Genomic DNA, 15,214 nt, shown 5'->3' on the forward strand with positions numbered 1-15,214 from the left:
TCGATCAGGCCGCTGCGGATTGCGCGTCGGCGTTCAGCAGGTCGACGTACGCGACCGCGACGAGATCCTCGTGCGCCACGCCGAGCTTCGCGAACACGTCATGCGCCTCGGCTTCGCCGCCGGCTTCGTCGTCGTCGGGGCCGAGCACCACTTCCAGTTCGATGAAGTCGCCGAGGCCGTCGACGCGGTCGAGGTGGATCCGCGTGCGGCCGACGAGGTACACGTGCCGTTCCTTCGTCACGATGCCGCGCGTGGTCAGCGCAGTCGCGAGCAGCGAGTGCATCGCGTCCGGGTTCGTGACCGGGCTGCGCGTGTAGTACGACGCTTTCGGACCGTCGCGATCGTCGCGCTGGTAGAAGATCAGTTCGGCCGGCGTGCCGTCTTCGAAGCGGCGCAGCTTCAGCCGGCCGCGCGGCACGTCGTAGAAGAAATCCTGCTGGCGGTAGAAGAGCGGTGCTTCGGTTGCGAGCGTCGCGGCGCGTTCGCGCAGCTGGTCGAATTCGCGGGCGCGGGCTTTGATCTCGATGTTGCGGGCCATGCGGGTCTCCTTCAATCAGGGGTCTCGCGGTGTGCGAACGGACAATCTAGCAAAAAGCCTGCGATGGTGGCGTGACGAGCGACCGGCGCGCGGCAACGCGACGCGGAGCGGGCGATTGGGGCTCGTATGTGATTTTCGCCGGTCATGCGCGGGCGAGTTGGCGATTCGCAAGATCCGCAGGAGACGCACTAGACGCAGGAACTCAGGAACTCAGGAACGCCGAGGAACAGGAATAGCAGGAAGCGTCAGCCGCAAAAGTCCACTGCACGACCCGTCACACCGACATCAGCCACGCTCATATCGCCCACTGCGTCTCGATCAGTCGCAGCGCGGCCGCGATTGCCGGTTCGTCACGCCGTTCGACGAGTGCCACGAAAGTCAGCTCGGTCGGCACCGTCACGCGTTCGACGATCGTCAGCGCGTGCGCGTGCGCTTCGGCCAGCGCGGTCGAGTCCCGCGCGAGCGTCAACCCGATCCCCGATTTCACGAGATCGAGCATCGACTGCTCCTGGTCGACCTCGGCGACCTTCACCGGCTGCGCGCCGGCCGCCGCGAACAGCCGCGACAGCAGCCGGTGATGGGCGGACGCCGGCGGCGTCCAGATCCACGGCAGCGCGGCGAGCGCGCGCCAGTCGTGAGCGCGCTGCACGCGCTCCTTCCAGCCGGCCGGCGCGAGTACGCGGTACTGGAAACGCGTGAGCGTGACCGTGTGGAACAGCGTGTCGTCGCGCGGCTCGTCCTCGCCGGGCCGGCCGATGTAGTAGCCGACGTCGAGCGCCCGCGCGCGCACCTGCTCGAGCACCCAGCCGGACATCCCGTGCCGCAGCGCGGTTTCTATCTGCGGATGGGTTTCGACCAGCGCGCGCAGGAAGCCGCCGAGCCGCAGGAAACCGGGGTCGAGGATCGTGCCGATCCGCAACCGGCCGCGCACCTCGTGCCGCAGCGCGGCAGCGGCGCGCTGCACGTCGGCGGCTGCGGCCAGCGCGCGCTCCGCGTGCGGCAGCAGCGTCTGGCCGTCGCGTGTGAGCGCGAGCCCGCGCGACGTGCGCGTGAACAGCGTGACGCCGAGCGTTTCCTGCAGATGCTTGATCTGCAGGCTGACGGCCGGCTGCGTCAGGTGCAACTGCACGGCGGCGCGCGTCAGGTTGCCTTCGCGGGCGACCGTCGCGAACGCACGGAGCAGGGTGAGATCCATCGTCGTGATATGAGTGCAGCTTATAACGCAGTTCAGCATAACTCATTGGATCGGCGGAGGGCAGGCGGGGTACGCTTCATCGATCGCGTCGCCCGCGACGCACTATGCTGAAAACGACGCGCGGGATTGCGCCGCGCGGGACACAACAATGCGCTTTGCATGGGGCACGAGTAAGCGATGAAGTGCTAACTCCATCCAGCCACGCCATGGGACCCGAGTAAGCGCTAAAGCGCTAACTCGAGTCGACCGCCGTGGGGATGGAGTAAGCGCTGAAGCGCCAACTCCATCCAACCACGCCATGGGACCCGAGTAAGCGCTGAAGCGCTAACTCGGGTCGACCGCAAAGCATGGGACCCGAGTAAGCGCTGAAGCGCTAACTCGGGTCGACAGGAGACACGTCGTGACGACTCAACGCACGCTCGAGGGCGAATTCGATTACGTGATCGTCGGCGCGGGCACCGCAGGCTGCGTGCTCGCGAACCGCCTGACCGAGGATCCCGAGATCCGCGTGCTGCTGCTCGAAGCGGGCGGCAAGGACGACTATCACTGGATCCACATCCCGGTCGGCTATCTGTACTGCATCGGCAATCCACGCACGGACTGGCTGTACAAGACACAGCCGGAGGCGGCGCTCAACGGCCGCGCACTGTCGTATCCGCGCGGTCGCGTGCTCGGCGGCTGCTCGTCGATCAACGGGATGATCTACATGCGCGGCCAGCGCGAGGATTACGACAGCTGGGCGCAGGAAACCGGCGACGCGGGCTGGTCGTGGGACAGCGTGCTGCCGATCTTCAAGCGCAGTGAGGACCACCACGCGGGTGCGAGCGACGCACACGGCGCAGGCGGCTACTGGCGCGTCGAGAAGCAGCGGCTGCGCTGGGAGATCCTCGAATCGTTCGCGCAGGCCGCGCAGCAGACGGGCATTCCGGCGACCGACGATTTCAACCGCGGCGACAACAGCGGGGTCGGCTATTTCGAGGTGAACCAGAAGCGCGGCGTGCGCTGGAATACGTCGAAGGCGTTCCTGCGCCCCGCGATGATGCGCCCGAACCTGACCGTGATAACCGGCGCGCATGCGCAGCGCGTGATCTTCGACGGGCGGCGCGCGGTCGGCGTCGAGTATCGCGGCGGCGGCACCGACTACGTCGCGCACGCACGCGCCGAAGTGCTGCTGACCGCCGGCGCGGTGAATTCGCCACAGCTGCTCGAACTGTCGGGCATCGGTGCGGGCGCACGGCTGCAGGCGCTCGGCATCGACGTCGTGCAGGACCTGCCGGGCGTCGGCGAGAACCTGCAGGATCACCTGCAGCTGCGGATGGCATTTCGCGTCGAAGGCGTGCGCACGTTGAACACGCTGTCCGCGCACTGGTGGGGCAAGCTGATGATCGGTGCCGAATACGCGCTGCTGCAACGCGGGCCGATGTCGATGGCGCCGTCGCAGCTCGGCGCGTTCGCGAAATCCGATCCCGACGATCCCGCGCTCACGCGCCCCGATCTCGAATATCACGTGCAGCCGCTGTCGCTCGAGCGCTTCGGCGAGCCGCTGCACAGCTTCAACGCCTTTACGGCGTCCGTCTGCCATCTGCGGCCGAGTTCGCGCGGCAGCGTGCATATCGCGAGCCCCGATGCCGGCGTGGCGCCGTCGATCGCACCGAACTATCTGTCGACCGACCACGATCGCCAGGTCGCCGCGAACGCGCTGCGCCTCACGCGCCGCATCGCATCCGCGCCGGCGCTCGCGCGCTACCGTCCGGAGGAGATCCTGCCGGGCGAGCGATACCGGACCGAAGCCGAACTGATCGAAGCGGCGGGCGCGGTCGGCACGACGATCTTCCATCCGGTCGGTACGTGCCGGATGGGGCGCGCGGACGACGCGCGTGCCGTCGTCGACAGCCGGCTGCGCGTGCGCGGCATCGCCGGGCTGCGGATCGTCGACGCATCGGTGATGCCGTTCATCACGTCGGGCAACACGAATTCGCCGACGCTGATGATCGCCGAGCGCGCAAGCGACATGATTCGCGCCGATCGACGCGCGGCGCACGACGCGACGCAGGTGCGAATGGACGCGACGATGACGGCTGCGTGACGCCACGCTGACACGCGCGACAGCGGGCTGTCATCCGAGCGCCCGCTGTTTCGCTATGCGAAGCAAAGGTGACGCGCGAGCATCACAATGACACGGGCCGGCGATGCGCACGGCAATTGCTTCGCGCACCCGCTTATCGCTTATGTCACGCGGCTTTTTTTGCGCGACGACATGACGCGCAGCGTCACATGCATGCGTTCAATCAGGCACGTCCGATGCGAGCATGCGCACCTCGATGATGCGCGCGTCAAAAAAGCGCGTCGAAAATTCTCGCTCAGCCGCGCCCGATATGGCAGCCCGCCCTATAAGTGCAAATCCCGATGATTGCACTGCACCAACGGCGCGACAATGTTGCGCAGTGTGCATACGCGTCGGCGCGGGAGACCACCCTCGAGGCGTAATACGGCGCCCCGGGGGCAGCCCGCTGATCCGCGGACTTGTTCGCGGTCGCTTGCGCGAATCCTCCCGGTGCTTCGCCTGACTTCGTACGGAAGGGAACATGATTCTCGGCGACACGATTCTCGAAACACGCGGACTGACGAAGGAATTCAGGGGCTTCACCGCCGTGAACGGTGTCAACCTGCGTGTGCGGCGCGGCGCGATCCATGCGTTGATCGGACCGAACGGCGCGGGCAAGACCACCTGCTTCAACCTGCTGACCAAGTTCCTGACACCGACGGCCGGCCAGATCGTCTTCAACGGCATCGACATCACCGACGAGCGGCCCGCGCAGGTCGCGCGGCGCGGCATCATCCGTTCCTTCCAGATCTCGGCGGTATTCCCGCACCTGACCGCGTTGCAGAACGTGCGCATCGGCCTGCAGCGCGCGCTCGGGACCGAATTCCATTTCTGGCGCAGCGAGCGCACGTTGCGGCGCCTCGACGATCGCGCGATGGATCTCCTCACGCAGGTCGGCCTCACCGATTTCGCACACGTGCCGACGGTCGAACTCGCATACGGCCGCAAGCGCGCGCTCGAGATCGCGACGACGCTCGCGATGGAACCCGAACTGATGCTGCTCGACGAGCCCACGCAAGGGATGGGCCACGAGGACGTCGATCGCGTGACCGCGCTGATCAAGAAGGTGGCGAGCGGCCGCACGATCCTGATGGTCGAGCACAACATGAACGTGATCGCGGGCATCTCCGACACGATCACCGTCCTGCAACGCGGCGAAGTGCTGGCCGAGGGCTCGTATGCGGAAGTGTCGAAGAATCCGCTGGTGATCGAGGCCTACATGGGCAGCGCCGATGCGGCGCTCGCGGGGGCGCACGCATGAAGCACAGCGAACGGGAGGAACGCGAATTGAGCGGCGTCGAGAGCGGCACGCCCGCGCTGGAGATCACGGGCCTCGAGGCCTGGTACGGGGAATCCCACATATTGCACGGTGTCGACCTGAGCGTTCATCGCGGCGAGGTCGTCACGCTGCTCGGCCGCAACGGCGCGGGCCGCACCACGACGCTGCGCGCGATCATGGGCCTCACCGGCCGGCGCAGCGGCTCGATCAAGGTTTCAGGCAACGAGACGATCGGCCTCGCGACGCACCGCATCGCGCATTTCGGCGTCGGCTATTGCCCGGAGGAGCGCGGAATCTTCTCGAGCCTGTCGTGCGAGGAGAACCTGATGCTGCCGCCGCCGATCGGCCCGCGCGAGCACGCGATGTCGCTCGACGAGATCTACACGATGTTCCCGAACCTCGCGTCGCGCCGGCAGAGCCAGGGCACGCGGCTGTCCGGCGGCGAGCAGCAGATGCTCGCGGTGGCGCGGATCCTGCGCACCGGCGCGAACCTGCTGCTGCTCGATGAAATTTCCGAAGGCCTCGCGCCGGTGATCGTGCAGGCGCTCGCGCGCATGATCGTCGCGCTGAAGGCGCGCGGCTACACGGTCGTGATGGTCGAACAGAATTTCCGCTTCGCCGCGCCGCTCGCCGATCGCTTCTACGTGATGGAACATGGCCGCATCGTCGAGCATTTCCGCTCATCCGAACTGGAAGGCAAGATGCCGATCCTTCACGACCTGCTCGGGGTGTGACGCCGCCCCGTTTCCCTTGCCGCTAGCCGTGGCGGCCTACGAACAACCACAACGCATCAGAACAACAGGAGACGTCAATGAAAATGAAGACCCTCGCACACGCGTGCCTGGCGGTCGCGACCGCAGCGTTCACCGCCGGCGCCGCACACGCCGCGGATAGCGTGAAGATCGGCTTCATCACCGACATGTCGGGGCTGTACGCGGACATCGACGGGCAGGGCGGCCTCGAGGCGATCCGGATGGCGGTCGCCGACTTCGGCGGCAAGGTGCTCGGCAAGCCGATCGAGGTCGTCTATGCCGATCACCAGAACAAGGCGGACATCGCCGCGTCGAAGGCGCGCGAATGGATGGACCGCGGCGGGCTCGACCTGCTGGTCGGCGGCACGAACTCCGCGACCGCGCTGTCGATGAACCAGGTCGCGGCCGAGAAGAAGAAGGTCTACATCAACATCGGCGCGGGCGCCGACACGCTGACCAACGAGCAGTGCACGCCGTACACGGTCCACTACGCATACGACACGATGGCGCTCGCGAAGGGCACCGGCTCGGCGGTGGTGAAGCAGGGCGGCAAGAGCTGGTTCTTCCTGACCGCCGACTACGCGTTCGGCAAGGCGCTCGAGAAGAACACGTCGGACGTCGTGAAGGCGAGCGGCGGCCAGGTGCTCGGCACGGTGCGGCACCCGCTGTCGGCGTCGGACTTCTCGTCGTTCCTGCTGCAGGCGCAGTCGTCCAAGGCGCAGATCCTCGGCCTCGCGAACGCGGGCGGCGACACGATCAACTCGATCAAGGCCGCGAAGGAGTTCGGCATCACGAAGTCGATGAAGATCGCCGCGCTGCTGATGTTCATCAACGACGTGCACAGCCTCGGCCTCGAGACGACGCAGGGCCTCGTGCTGACCGACAGCTGGTACTGGAACCGCGACGCGACGGCGCGCCAGTGGGCGCAGCGCTACTTCGGCAAGATGAAGAAGATGCCGTCGAGCCTGCAGGCGGCCGACTACTCGTCGGTGACGACCTACCTGAAGGCGGTCCAGGCGGCCGGCACGACCGACTCCGACAAGGTGATGGCCGAGCTGAAGAAGGCGAAGATCAACGACTTCTACGCGAAGGGCTACATCCGCCAGGACGGCAGCATGATTCACGACATGTACCTGATGGAAGTGAAGAAGCCGTCGGAATCGAAGGAGCCGTGGGACTACTACAAGGTGCTCGCGACGATTCCGGGCGAGCAGGCGTTCACGACCAAGCAGGAGACGCGCTGCGCGGCATGGAAGTAAGCGCGGGCGCGGCCGCAGCGATGTGGCCGCTGCACCGCCCGCGTGCGCGACGGCATGACGGTTGCGCACGCAACGAAACTCATTCGGACGGCTAAGTCGATGGAAATCTTTGGCATTCCGTTGCCGGCGATGCTGAGCCAGTTGCTGCTCGGGCTCGTCAACGGCTCGTTCTACGCGATCCTGAGCCTCGGGCTGGCGGTGATCTTCGGGCTGCTCAACGTGATCAACTTCGCGCACGGCGCGCTGTTCATGCTGGGCGCGATGCTCGCGTGGATGGGGCTGTCGTATTTCGGGTTGCCGTACTGGGCGATGCTCGCGCTCGCACCGCTGATCGTCGGCGCGTTCGGGATCCTGGTCGAGCGCTCGATGCTGCGCTGGCTGTACAAGCTCGATCACCTGTACGGGCTGCTGCTCACGTTCGGCCTCACGCTCGTCGTCGAAGGCGTGTTCCGCTCGGTCTACGGGTCGTCCGGCCAGCCGTACGACGTGCCTTCGCAGCTGTCCGGCGCGACCAATCTCGGCTTCATGTTCCTGCCGAACTACCGCGCGTGGGTGGTCGTCGCGTCGCTCGCGGTGTGTCTCGCGACCTGGTTCGTGATCGAGAAGACGCGCCTGGGCGCCTATCTGCGCGCGGGCACCGAGAACCCGAAGCTCGTCGAGGCGTTCGGTGTGAACGTGCCGATGATGATCACGCTCACCTACGGCTTCGGCGTCGCGCTCGCAGCATTCGCGGGCGTGCTCGCGGCGCCGGTGATCCAGGTGTCGCCGCTGATGGGCCAGCCGATGATCATCACCGTGTTCGCGGTGGTCGTGATCGGCGGGATGGGCTCGATTCTCGGCTCGATCATCACCGGGCTGATGCTCGGCGTGATCGAGGGCTTCACGCGCGTGTTCTATCCGGAAGCGTCGGCCACGGTGGTGTTCGTGATCATGGCGATCGTGCTGCTGATCCGCCCGGCTGGCCTGTTCGGCAAGGAAAAATGATGCAGAGAAAAGTGCTCTACGGCGTGCTGCTCGCCGCACTGCTCGCAGCCCCCTTCATCGGCGCGTATCCGGTGTTCGTGATGAAGGTGCTCACGTTCGCGCTGTTCGCGGCCGCGTTCAACCTGCTGATCGGCTATACGGGGCTGCTGTCGTTCGGCCATGCGATGTTCCTCGCGACCGCCGGCTACGCGACCGGCTATACGATCCAGACGCTCGGCTTCACGCCGGAGCTCGGCGTGCTCGTCGGCACCTTCGCCGCGACGTTGCTCGGGCTCGTCGTCGGCCTGTTCGCGATCCGCCGGCAAGGCATCTACTTCGCGATGATCACGCTCGCGTTCGCGCAGATGGTCTATTTCATCTACCTGCAGGCGCCGTTCACGCACGGCGAGGACGGCCTGCAGGGCGTGCCGCGCGGGCATCTGTTCGGGGTCGTCGACCTGTCGAACGACGTCGCGCTCTACTACGTCGTGCTCGCGGTGATCGTCGCGGCGTGCGCGTTCATCGTGCGCATCGTGCACTCGCCGTTCGGCCAGGTGCTCGTCGCGATCAAGGAGAACGAAGCGCGAGCGATCTCGCTCGGCTACGACACCGACCGCTTCAAGCTGCTCGCGTTCATCCTGTCGGCCGGGCTCGCGGGGCTGGCCGGTTCGCTGAAGGTGCTGGTGCTCGGCTTCGAGACGCTGTCCGACGCGTACTGGACGATGTCGGGCCTCGTCGTGCTGATGACGCTCGTCGGCGGGATGGGCACGCTGTTCGGGCCGCTGCTCGGCGCGGCGCTGATCGTCGCACTGGAGGACCGGCTCGGCGACATCGGCGAATGGCTCGCGTCGGTGACGGGCATCGGCTGGTTCCACTCGCTCGGCGAATCGGCGACGATCGTCACCGGGCTGATCTTCATCGCATGCGTGCTTGCGTTCCGGCGCGGGATCGTCGGCGAGATGGTCGCACGGGTCAAGACGCTCAGGCCGTCCTGATTGCAGCGCGCCGCGGCGTGGCGACGCGTTGATGCGAAGCACCATCCGGCGCGGCCGGGAAGGGCGTTGCGGCGGCCTCGGGACGGTGCCGCGCGGCAAGGCTGGTGCCCCATTTTCGTGCGGCGATGCACCATAGGGGTAAATGCTAAGTTGTCGCAGGGTGAAAGGTCCTTTAATCTTCGTTTCAGTTCTGATGCACCGCGAAACGAATTTGCAGGTGGAGAACGAGGAGACAATCGAGGCACAAAGTGCCCGGACCCCAAAGCGCTGTTGGACGGAATCCAACAGCGCTTTTTCATTTGTGTGCGCGAATTTCCATTGATGGTGCAGGCGAGTGGCGCCGCGTTTCCCGCGCCCGTTTCTGCCTCACCTCATCTCGCATCGCTCGCGTTTCATCCCGTCCCCCCGTTTTCGTCCAATCCTGCCGGTCGATCGCCGCTGGCGCGCAGCCACGCGCATGCCGTCCGGGCTTACCCGGTTGGCGTGCGCAAAAAGCGTCCGTTACACTCAGCTTTCGCCGACCGTGCGGTCGGGAAAATAGTCGGCAGTTCTCCTACAAGCAAAATGCAGAAGAGGGAGTGCGGTTGGATGAGAAGCGCGGGACGATGGATCGGGGTGCGAGGGGCGGCTGGCGCCGCTCGTTCGGGTGCGGCGGTGCATCGGTATGCCCGGGCTTTCACGAGCCGTCCTGCGGACGGTATGCGCGTTCTGGCGCGATTGCCCGGCACGGCGGCTTCTCCGGTCGTTGCGTTCGCATCCGACGCGTCGTTCGGATGCGCATGAACCGCCGGTTTTCCGATCGTGTGCCGCGCGCTTGCGGAGCCGAACCAGGCTCGGCCGGCCGACCTTCCCGCGATCGTTGCATTCGCATCGATCGCGTCTCGCGCAACGCTGCGTTTCTCCGTTCCCTTCATCCTGGCGACATTGCTGCCGCGCATCGTGGCGGTCGAACGACCGTTTCGGAACGCGCCGCGGCGCGTGCGTGCGTGCGATCGCCGGGGCTCGATTGCGACGCCGGCGTTTCACGGGAAAACGAGCGTAGACGCGGTACGGCGAGATAGTTAATTTATTAACTTGTTTGAGGACCGGGAGCCGCCCGAGCGACCCACGGATTTTTCGAGCAGCGTTTGGAGACAACGTAAATGAAGATGAATCGATGGATGGAGGTTCTGCTTGCCGCGGGCCTCGTGGGTGCGGCGGCCACGGCGTCGGCGCAGGTGAAGATCGGCGTGACGCTGTCGGCCACCGGGCCGGCCGCCTCGCTCGGGATTCCGGAAAAGAACACGATCGCGCTGCTGCCGAAGGAAATCGCGGGCAAGAGCGTCCAGTACATCGTGCTCGACGATGCGTCCGACACGAGCCGCGCGGTGCAGAACGTGCGCAAGCTGATCGACGAGGATCACGTCGACGCGATCATCGGCTCGTCCGTCACGCCGAACTCGCTCGCGATGCTCGATCCGGTGTCGCAGGGCAAGACGCCGACGATCTCGCTCGCGGCGAGCGCGCAGATCATCTCGCCGATGGACGCGAAGCGCGCATGGATGTTCAAGGTGCCGCAGAACGACCAGCTGATGGCCGACGCGATCGCCGGCTACATGGCGAAGCATGGCGTGAAGACGGTCGGCTTCATCGGCTTCGCCGATGCGTACGGCGACAGCTGGTACAAGACGTTCAGCGCGGCGGCCGAGAAGAACGGCCTGAAGCTCGTGTCGAACGAGCGCTTCAACCGCACCGACGCGTCGGTGATGGGGCAGGTGCTGAAGCTGTTGGGCTCGAATCCCGACGCGGTGCTGATCGCCGGTTCGGGCACGCCGGCCGCGCTGCCGGCCAAGACGCTGAAGGAGCGCGGCTACAAGGGCAAGGTGTACCAGACGCACGGCGTCGCGAACAACGACTTCCTGCGCGTGTGCGGCAAGGACTGCGAAGGCGAGATCCTGCCGGCCGGCCCGGTGCTCGTGACCGACCAGTTGCCCGATTCGAATCCGGTGAAGAAGCCGGCGCTCGGCTACAAGGCCGCATACGAAAAGGCGTACGGGGCCGGTTCGCTGGCGACCTTCGGCGGCCATGCATGGGATGCGGGCCTGCTGCTGCAGCGTGCGATTCCCGATGCGCTGAAGAAGGGCCAGCCGGGCACCGAGGCGTTCCGCGAGGCGCTGCGCGCATCGCTCGAGAGCGTGAAGGATCTGCCCGTGTCGCACGGTGTGATCAACACGACGGCGACCGATCACAACGGCTTCGACACGCGGGCGCGCGTGATGGTGCAGATCGTCGACGGCAAGTGGAAGCTGCAGGCCGAGTAAGCACCACGTGAAACCGGCGGGCGCGGCGCGAACGGTGCCGTGCGCGCCGTCGGCGGCGCGGCGATCCGTGCTCGCGCCGCATGGAATGCCGGGAAGCCCGCAACGCGACGCCTGACCGCCGGTCTTGCCGTCCGCGCGCGGGCCGTTCCCGTCGCCGTTTCTCCGCAGCATTCTCGATACACGAAACGTATGGATCTCTCGATTGCGGCGATCCTCGCGCAAGACGGCATCACGACCGGCGCCATTTATGCATTGCTGTCGCTGGCGCTCGTGCTGGTGTTTTCCGTCACGCGGGTGATCTTCATTCCCCAGGGCGAATTCGTCGCCTACGGTGCGCTCACGCTTGCGGCGTTGCAGGCGCAGAAATTTCCCGCCACCTGCTGGCTGCTGTTCGTGATGGGCATCGCGTGCTTCCTGCTGGAAGTCGGCGGCCTGGTCCGCCATCGCGAACGCCGCCATCAACTCGGCCGCACGCTCGCGACGCTCGGCAGCCGCTACGTGCTGCTGCCGCTCGCGGTGTTCGCGATCACGCGCAGCTTTGCCGCGCAGCCGCTGCCTATGCTTGCGCAGATCGCGTTGACGCTCGCGATCGTCGTGCCGATGGGGCCGTTCGTCTACCGGCTCGTCTATCAGCCGATCGCCGAAGGCACGACGCTGCTGTTGCTGATCGTGTCGGTCGCCGTCCATTTCGCGATGGTCGGCCTCGGGCTCGTGATGTTCGGCGCTGAAGGCTCGCGCACCAACGGCTTCGCGGATGCGTCGCTGTCGGTCGGCAGCATGACGGTGTCGGTGCAGAGCATCCTCGTGGTCGTGACCGCGCTGGTGCTGATCGGCGCGCTCTACGTGTACTTCGGCCGCACGATCGCCGGCAAGGCGCTGCGCGCGACGTCGGTGAACCGGCTCGGCGCGCGGCTGGTCGGCATCGGCACGACCGAAGCAGGGCGGCTCGCATTCACGCTGGCGGCCGGGCTCGGTGTGCTGTCCGGCATCCTCGTCGGTCCGTTGACGACGATCTATTACGACTCCGGCTTCCTGATCGGCCTGAAGGGTTTCGTGGGCGCGATCATCGGCGGGCTGGTCAGTTATCCGCTCGCGGCCGCCGGCTCGCTGCTGGTCGGCGTGCTCGAATCGTATTCGTCATTCTGGGCGAGCGCGTACAAGGAAGTGATCGTGTTCACGCTGATCATCCCGGTGCTGCTGTGGCGCAGTTTCGCGGCGCCGCATGCGGAAGAGGAAGAGGAGTGACACGATGAAGACGATGGTACGCAACAAGACCTTCTGGGTGTTTCTCGTGGTGCTGTTCGCGCTGCCGGTGCTGCCCGGCGCGCTGCAGGTGCCCGAATACTGGATCACGCTGCTGAACTACATCGGCCTCTACGCGATCGTCGCGATCGGGCTCGTGCTGCTGACGGGCGTCGGCGGGATGACGAGCTTCGGGCAGGCCGCGTTCGTCGGCATCGGCGCGTATGCGACCGCATTCCTGACCACGCGATACGGCGTGTCGCCGTGGCTCGCGCTGATCGTCGGCGTCGTGCTGACGGCGCTCGTCGCGCTGGTACTGGGCGCGGTCACGATGCGCCTGTCCGGGCATTTCCTGCCGCTCGGCACGATCGCGTGGGGGCTCGCGCTGTTCTATCTGTTCGGCAACCTCGAGTTGCTCGGCAAGTACGACGGGATCAACGGGATTCCGGCACTGAACCTGTTCGGCATCGAGCTCGGCAGCGGCCGCAGCCTGTACTTCCTGATCTGGGTCGTCGTGCTGGCCGCGATCGTGTCGGTGCAGAACCTGCTCAACAGCCGGCCCGGCCGCGCGATCCGCGCGCTGCGCGGCGGCGGCGTGATGGCCGAAGCGATGGGCGTGAACACCGCGTGGATGCGCGTCGTGATCTTCACCTACGCGGCCGTGCTCGCCGCGGTATCGGGCTTCCTGTACGCGCACCTGCAGCGCGCGGTGAACCCGACCCCGTTCGGCCTGAACCACGGGATCGAATTCCTGTTCATGGCCGTGGTCGGGGGCGTGTCGCACGTATGGGGCGCGGTGCTCGGTGCGGCGATCCTCACCGTGCTGCAGGACTACCTGCAGACGCTGTTGCCGAAGCTGCTCGGCTCGGAAGGCAACTTCGAGATCATCGTGTTCGGCGTGCTGATGGTGCTGTTGCTGCAGTACGCGCGCCAGGGCGTATGGCCGTTCGTCGCGAAGCTGTTTCCACGCGGGCCGCGCGCACATGTGCCCGACCATGCCGACCCGCTGCCGCAGCGCGCGAAGCCGGTGGCGGGCGAGCCGCTGCTCGTGGTCGACAACGCGCGCAAGCAGTTCGGCGGGCTGGTGGCCGTCAACGACGTCAGTTTCGACGTGAAAGCGGGGCAGATCGTCGGCCTGATCGGCCCGAACGGCGCGGGCAAGTCGACCACGTTCAACCTCGTGACCGGCGTGCTGCAGCCGACCGGCGGCACGATCACGTTCCGCGGCGAGCGGATCAACGGGCTCACGTCGCGCCAGATCGTCCGCCGCGGGATCGGCCGGACGTTCCAACACGTGAAGCTACTGCCGACGATGACGGTGCTCGAGAACGTCGCGATCGGCGCGCATTTGCGCGGCCATACGGGCGTCTGGCGCAGCATCGCGCGGCTCAATGCACATGAGGAAGCGCAGCTGCTGGCTGAAGCGGCACGACAGATCCGCCGCGTCGGGCTGGAGAAGCACATGTACGACGAAGCGGGCAGCCTCGCGCTTGGCCAGCAGCGGATTCTCGAAATCGCGCGCGCGCTGTGCTGCGATCCGACGCTGCTGCTGCTCGACGAGCCGGCGGCCGGGCTGCGCTACCAGGAGAAGCAGCAGCTCGCGGACTTGCTGCGGCGCCTGAAGGCCGAAGGGATGAGCGTGTTGCTCGTGGAACATGACATGGATTTCGTGATGAACCTCACCGACCGGCTGGTGGTGATGGAATTCGGCACGCGGATCGCGGAAGGGCTGCCGCAGGACGTGCAGCAGGATCCGGCGGTGCTCGAAGCGTATCTGGGCGGGGTGGAGTGATGACGGACACGACGATGCCGATTCTCGAGGTACGCGGGCTGGCGGTGCGGTACGGAAAGGTCGAGGCGCTGCACGGTGCGGCGATCAAGGTCGGCGCAGGGCAGATCGTCAGCGTGATCGGCCCGAACGGAGCCGGCAAGTCGACGCTGCTGAACGCGATCATGGGCGCGTTGCCGGTGACCGGGCACGCGTCGGGCGCGATCGTTTACCGCGGTAACGACGTAGGCGCATTGCCCGTCGAGCAGCGCGTCGCGCGCGGGATGTGCCTTGTGCCGGAAAAGCGCGAGCTGTTCAGCACGATGACCGTCGAGGACAACCTCGTGCTGGGCGCGTATCGCCGCAAGGTCGCGGGTGAGTCGAACTTCCTCGACCAGCTCGATCATGTGTTCGCGCTGTTTCCGCGGCTCAAGGAGCGGCGCAAGCAGGCGGCCGGCACGCTGTCGGGCGGCGAACGGCAGATGCTTGCGGTGGGCCGCGCGCTGATGGGTAAGCCCGACCTGCTGATGCTGGACGAGCCGAGCCTCGGGCTGGCGCCGCTGATCGTGAAAGAGATTTTTCATATCATCAGCGCGTTGCGTGGCACGGGCGTCGCGACGCTGCTGATCGAGCAGAACGCGCGGGCCGCGCTACAGATCTCGGACTACGGCTATGTGCTGGAGACCGGCGAGTTTGCGCTGGAAGGGCCGGCTGCCGAGTTGGCACAGAATCCGCAGGTAATCGAAACGTATCTGGGGCTTGCGAAGAAAACGGCTTGATGGGTGAGGCGGTGGGCGGGAAACGGGCGGCGTGTTTCAC

The 15,214-nt window shown here is 66.3% G+C and carries 12 protein-coding genes; 10 read left to right on the forward strand and 2 right to left on the reverse strand.

Annotation, left to right across the window (positions count from 1 at the left end; all coding sequences use genetic code 11):
* Positions 1–4: 4 nt before the first annotated feature.
* Together DIE17_RS06870 and DIE17_RS06875 are read right to left on the reverse strand one after the other, a co-directional pair.
* A complete protein-coding gene (locus tag DIE17_RS06870; protein WP_124486814.1) occupies positions 5–538 on the reverse strand; it encodes a class IV adenylate cyclase in 534 nt (177 codons plus the stop codon).
* 295 nt (positions 539–833) lie between these two features.
* On the reverse strand, positions 834–1,733 hold the full coding sequence (locus tag DIE17_RS06875) for a LysR family transcriptional regulator (RefSeq protein ID WP_044845224.1): 900 nt from the start codon (positions 1,731–1,733) through the stop codon (positions 834–836).
* A 400-nt stretch (positions 1,734–2,133) separates the two neighbouring features.
* On the opposite strand from DIE17_RS06875, the gene DIE17_RS06880 reads away from it, so the two are divergent.
* The 10 genes from DIE17_RS06880 to DIE17_RS06925 all read left to right on the forward strand — a co-directional run bounded on the left by DIE17_RS06880 (position 2,134) and on the right by DIE17_RS06925 (position 15,174).
* On the forward strand, positions 2,134–3,819 hold the full coding sequence (locus tag DIE17_RS06880) for a GMC family oxidoreductase (protein ID WP_124520442.1): 1,686 nt from the start codon (positions 2,134–2,136) through the stop codon (positions 3,817–3,819).
* A gap of 499 nt (positions 3,820–4,318) precedes the next feature.
* A complete protein-coding gene (locus DIE17_RS06885) occupies positions 4,319–5,098 on the forward strand; it encodes an ABC transporter ATP-binding protein (protein ID WP_040142748.1) in 780 nt (259 codons plus the stop codon).
* Positions 5,095–5,850, forward strand: a complete 756-nt coding sequence (locus DIE17_RS06890) for an ABC transporter ATP-binding protein (protein ID WP_124486816.1) — start codon at positions 5,095–5,097, stop codon at positions 5,848–5,850. The genes DIE17_RS06885 and DIE17_RS06890 overlap by 4 nt, the downstream gene beginning before the upstream one ends.
* Positions 5,851–5,927: 77 nt before the next feature.
* A complete protein-coding gene (locus DIE17_RS06895; RefSeq protein WP_124520443.1) occupies positions 5,928–7,127 on the forward strand; it encodes an ABC transporter substrate-binding protein in 1,200 nt (399 codons plus the stop codon).
* 99 nt (positions 7,128–7,226) lie between these two features.
* Positions 7,227–8,111, forward strand: coding sequence for a branched-chain amino acid ABC transporter permease (locus DIE17_RS06900; protein ID WP_044845228.1), 885 nt, complete (start codon positions 7,227–7,229; stop codon positions 8,109–8,111).
* Positions 8,111–9,085 (forward strand): branched-chain amino acid ABC transporter permease, encoded by a 975-nt coding sequence (locus tag DIE17_RS06905; protein ID WP_185500351.1) that lies wholly within the window; start codon positions 8,111–8,113, stop codon positions 9,083–9,085. The genes DIE17_RS06900 and DIE17_RS06905 overlap by 1 nt, the downstream gene beginning before the upstream one ends.
* 1,142 nt (positions 9,086–10,227) lie before the next feature.
* Positions 10,228–11,385, forward strand: coding sequence for an ABC transporter substrate-binding protein (locus DIE17_RS06910; protein ID WP_044845229.1), 1,158 nt, complete (start codon positions 10,228–10,230; stop codon positions 11,383–11,385).
* A gap of 189 nt (positions 11,386–11,574) precedes the next feature.
* Positions 11,575–12,630: a branched-chain amino acid ABC transporter permease gene (locus tag DIE17_RS06915; protein ID WP_124520445.1), complete on the forward strand. Its 1,056-nt coding sequence runs from the start codon at positions 11,575–11,577 to the stop codon at positions 12,628–12,630.
* 4 nt (positions 12,631–12,634) lie between these two features.
* A complete protein-coding gene (locus tag DIE17_RS06920) occupies positions 12,635–14,419 on the forward strand; it encodes an ATP-binding cassette domain-containing protein (protein WP_124520446.1) in 1,785 nt (594 codons plus the stop codon).
* Positions 14,419–15,174, forward strand: a complete 756-nt coding sequence (locus DIE17_RS06925; protein WP_044845231.1) for an ABC transporter ATP-binding protein — start codon at positions 14,419–14,421, stop codon at positions 15,172–15,174. The genes DIE17_RS06920 and DIE17_RS06925 overlap by 1 nt, the downstream gene beginning before the upstream one ends.
* Positions 15,175–15,214 lie beyond the last annotated feature (40 nt).

Source organism: Burkholderia sp. Bp9099 (assembly GCF_003857805.1).
Classification (GTDB): domain Bacteria; phylum Pseudomonadota; class Gammaproteobacteria; order Burkholderiales; family Burkholderiaceae; genus Burkholderia.

Excerpts from the sequence above, each read along its gene's own strand:
- DIE17_RS06870 (WP_124486814.1), bottom strand. The coding sequence starts at position 538 with ATGGCCCGCAACATCGAGATCAAAGCCCGCGCCCGCGAATTCGACCAG.
- DIE17_RS06875 (WP_044845224.1), bottom strand. The coding sequence starts at position 1,733 with ATGGATCTCACCCTGCTCCGTGCGTTCGCGACGGTCGCCCGCGAAGGC.
- DIE17_RS06885 (WP_040142748.1), top strand. The coding sequence starts at position 4,319 with ATGATTCTCGGCGACACGATTCTCGAAACACGCGGACTGACGAAGGAA.
- DIE17_RS06890 (WP_124486816.1), top strand. The coding sequence starts at position 5,095 with ATGAAGCACAGCGAACGGGAGGAACGCGAATTGAGCGGCGTCGAGAGC.
- DIE17_RS06895 (WP_124520443.1), top strand. The coding sequence starts at position 5,928 with ATGAAAATGAAGACCCTCGCACACGCGTGCCTGGCGGTCGCGACCGCA.
- DIE17_RS06900 (WP_044845228.1), top strand. The coding sequence starts at position 7,227 with ATGGAAATCTTTGGCATTCCGTTGCCGGCGATGCTGAGCCAGTTGCTG.
- DIE17_RS06905 (WP_185500351.1), top strand. The coding sequence starts at position 8,111 with ATGCAGAGAAAAGTGCTCTACGGCGTGCTGCTCGCCGCACTGCTCGCA.
- DIE17_RS06910 (WP_044845229.1), top strand. The coding sequence starts at position 10,228 with ATGAAGATGAATCGATGGATGGAGGTTCTGCTTGCCGCGGGCCTCGTG.
- DIE17_RS06915 (WP_124520445.1), top strand. The coding sequence starts at position 11,575 with ATGGATCTCTCGATTGCGGCGATCCTCGCGCAAGACGGCATCACGACC.
- DIE17_RS06920 (WP_124520446.1), top strand. The coding sequence starts at position 12,635 with ATGAAGACGATGGTACGCAACAAGACCTTCTGGGTGTTTCTCGTGGTG.
- DIE17_RS06925 (WP_044845231.1), top strand. The coding sequence starts at position 14,419 with ATGACGGACACGACGATGCCGATTCTCGAGGTACGCGGGCTGGCGGTG.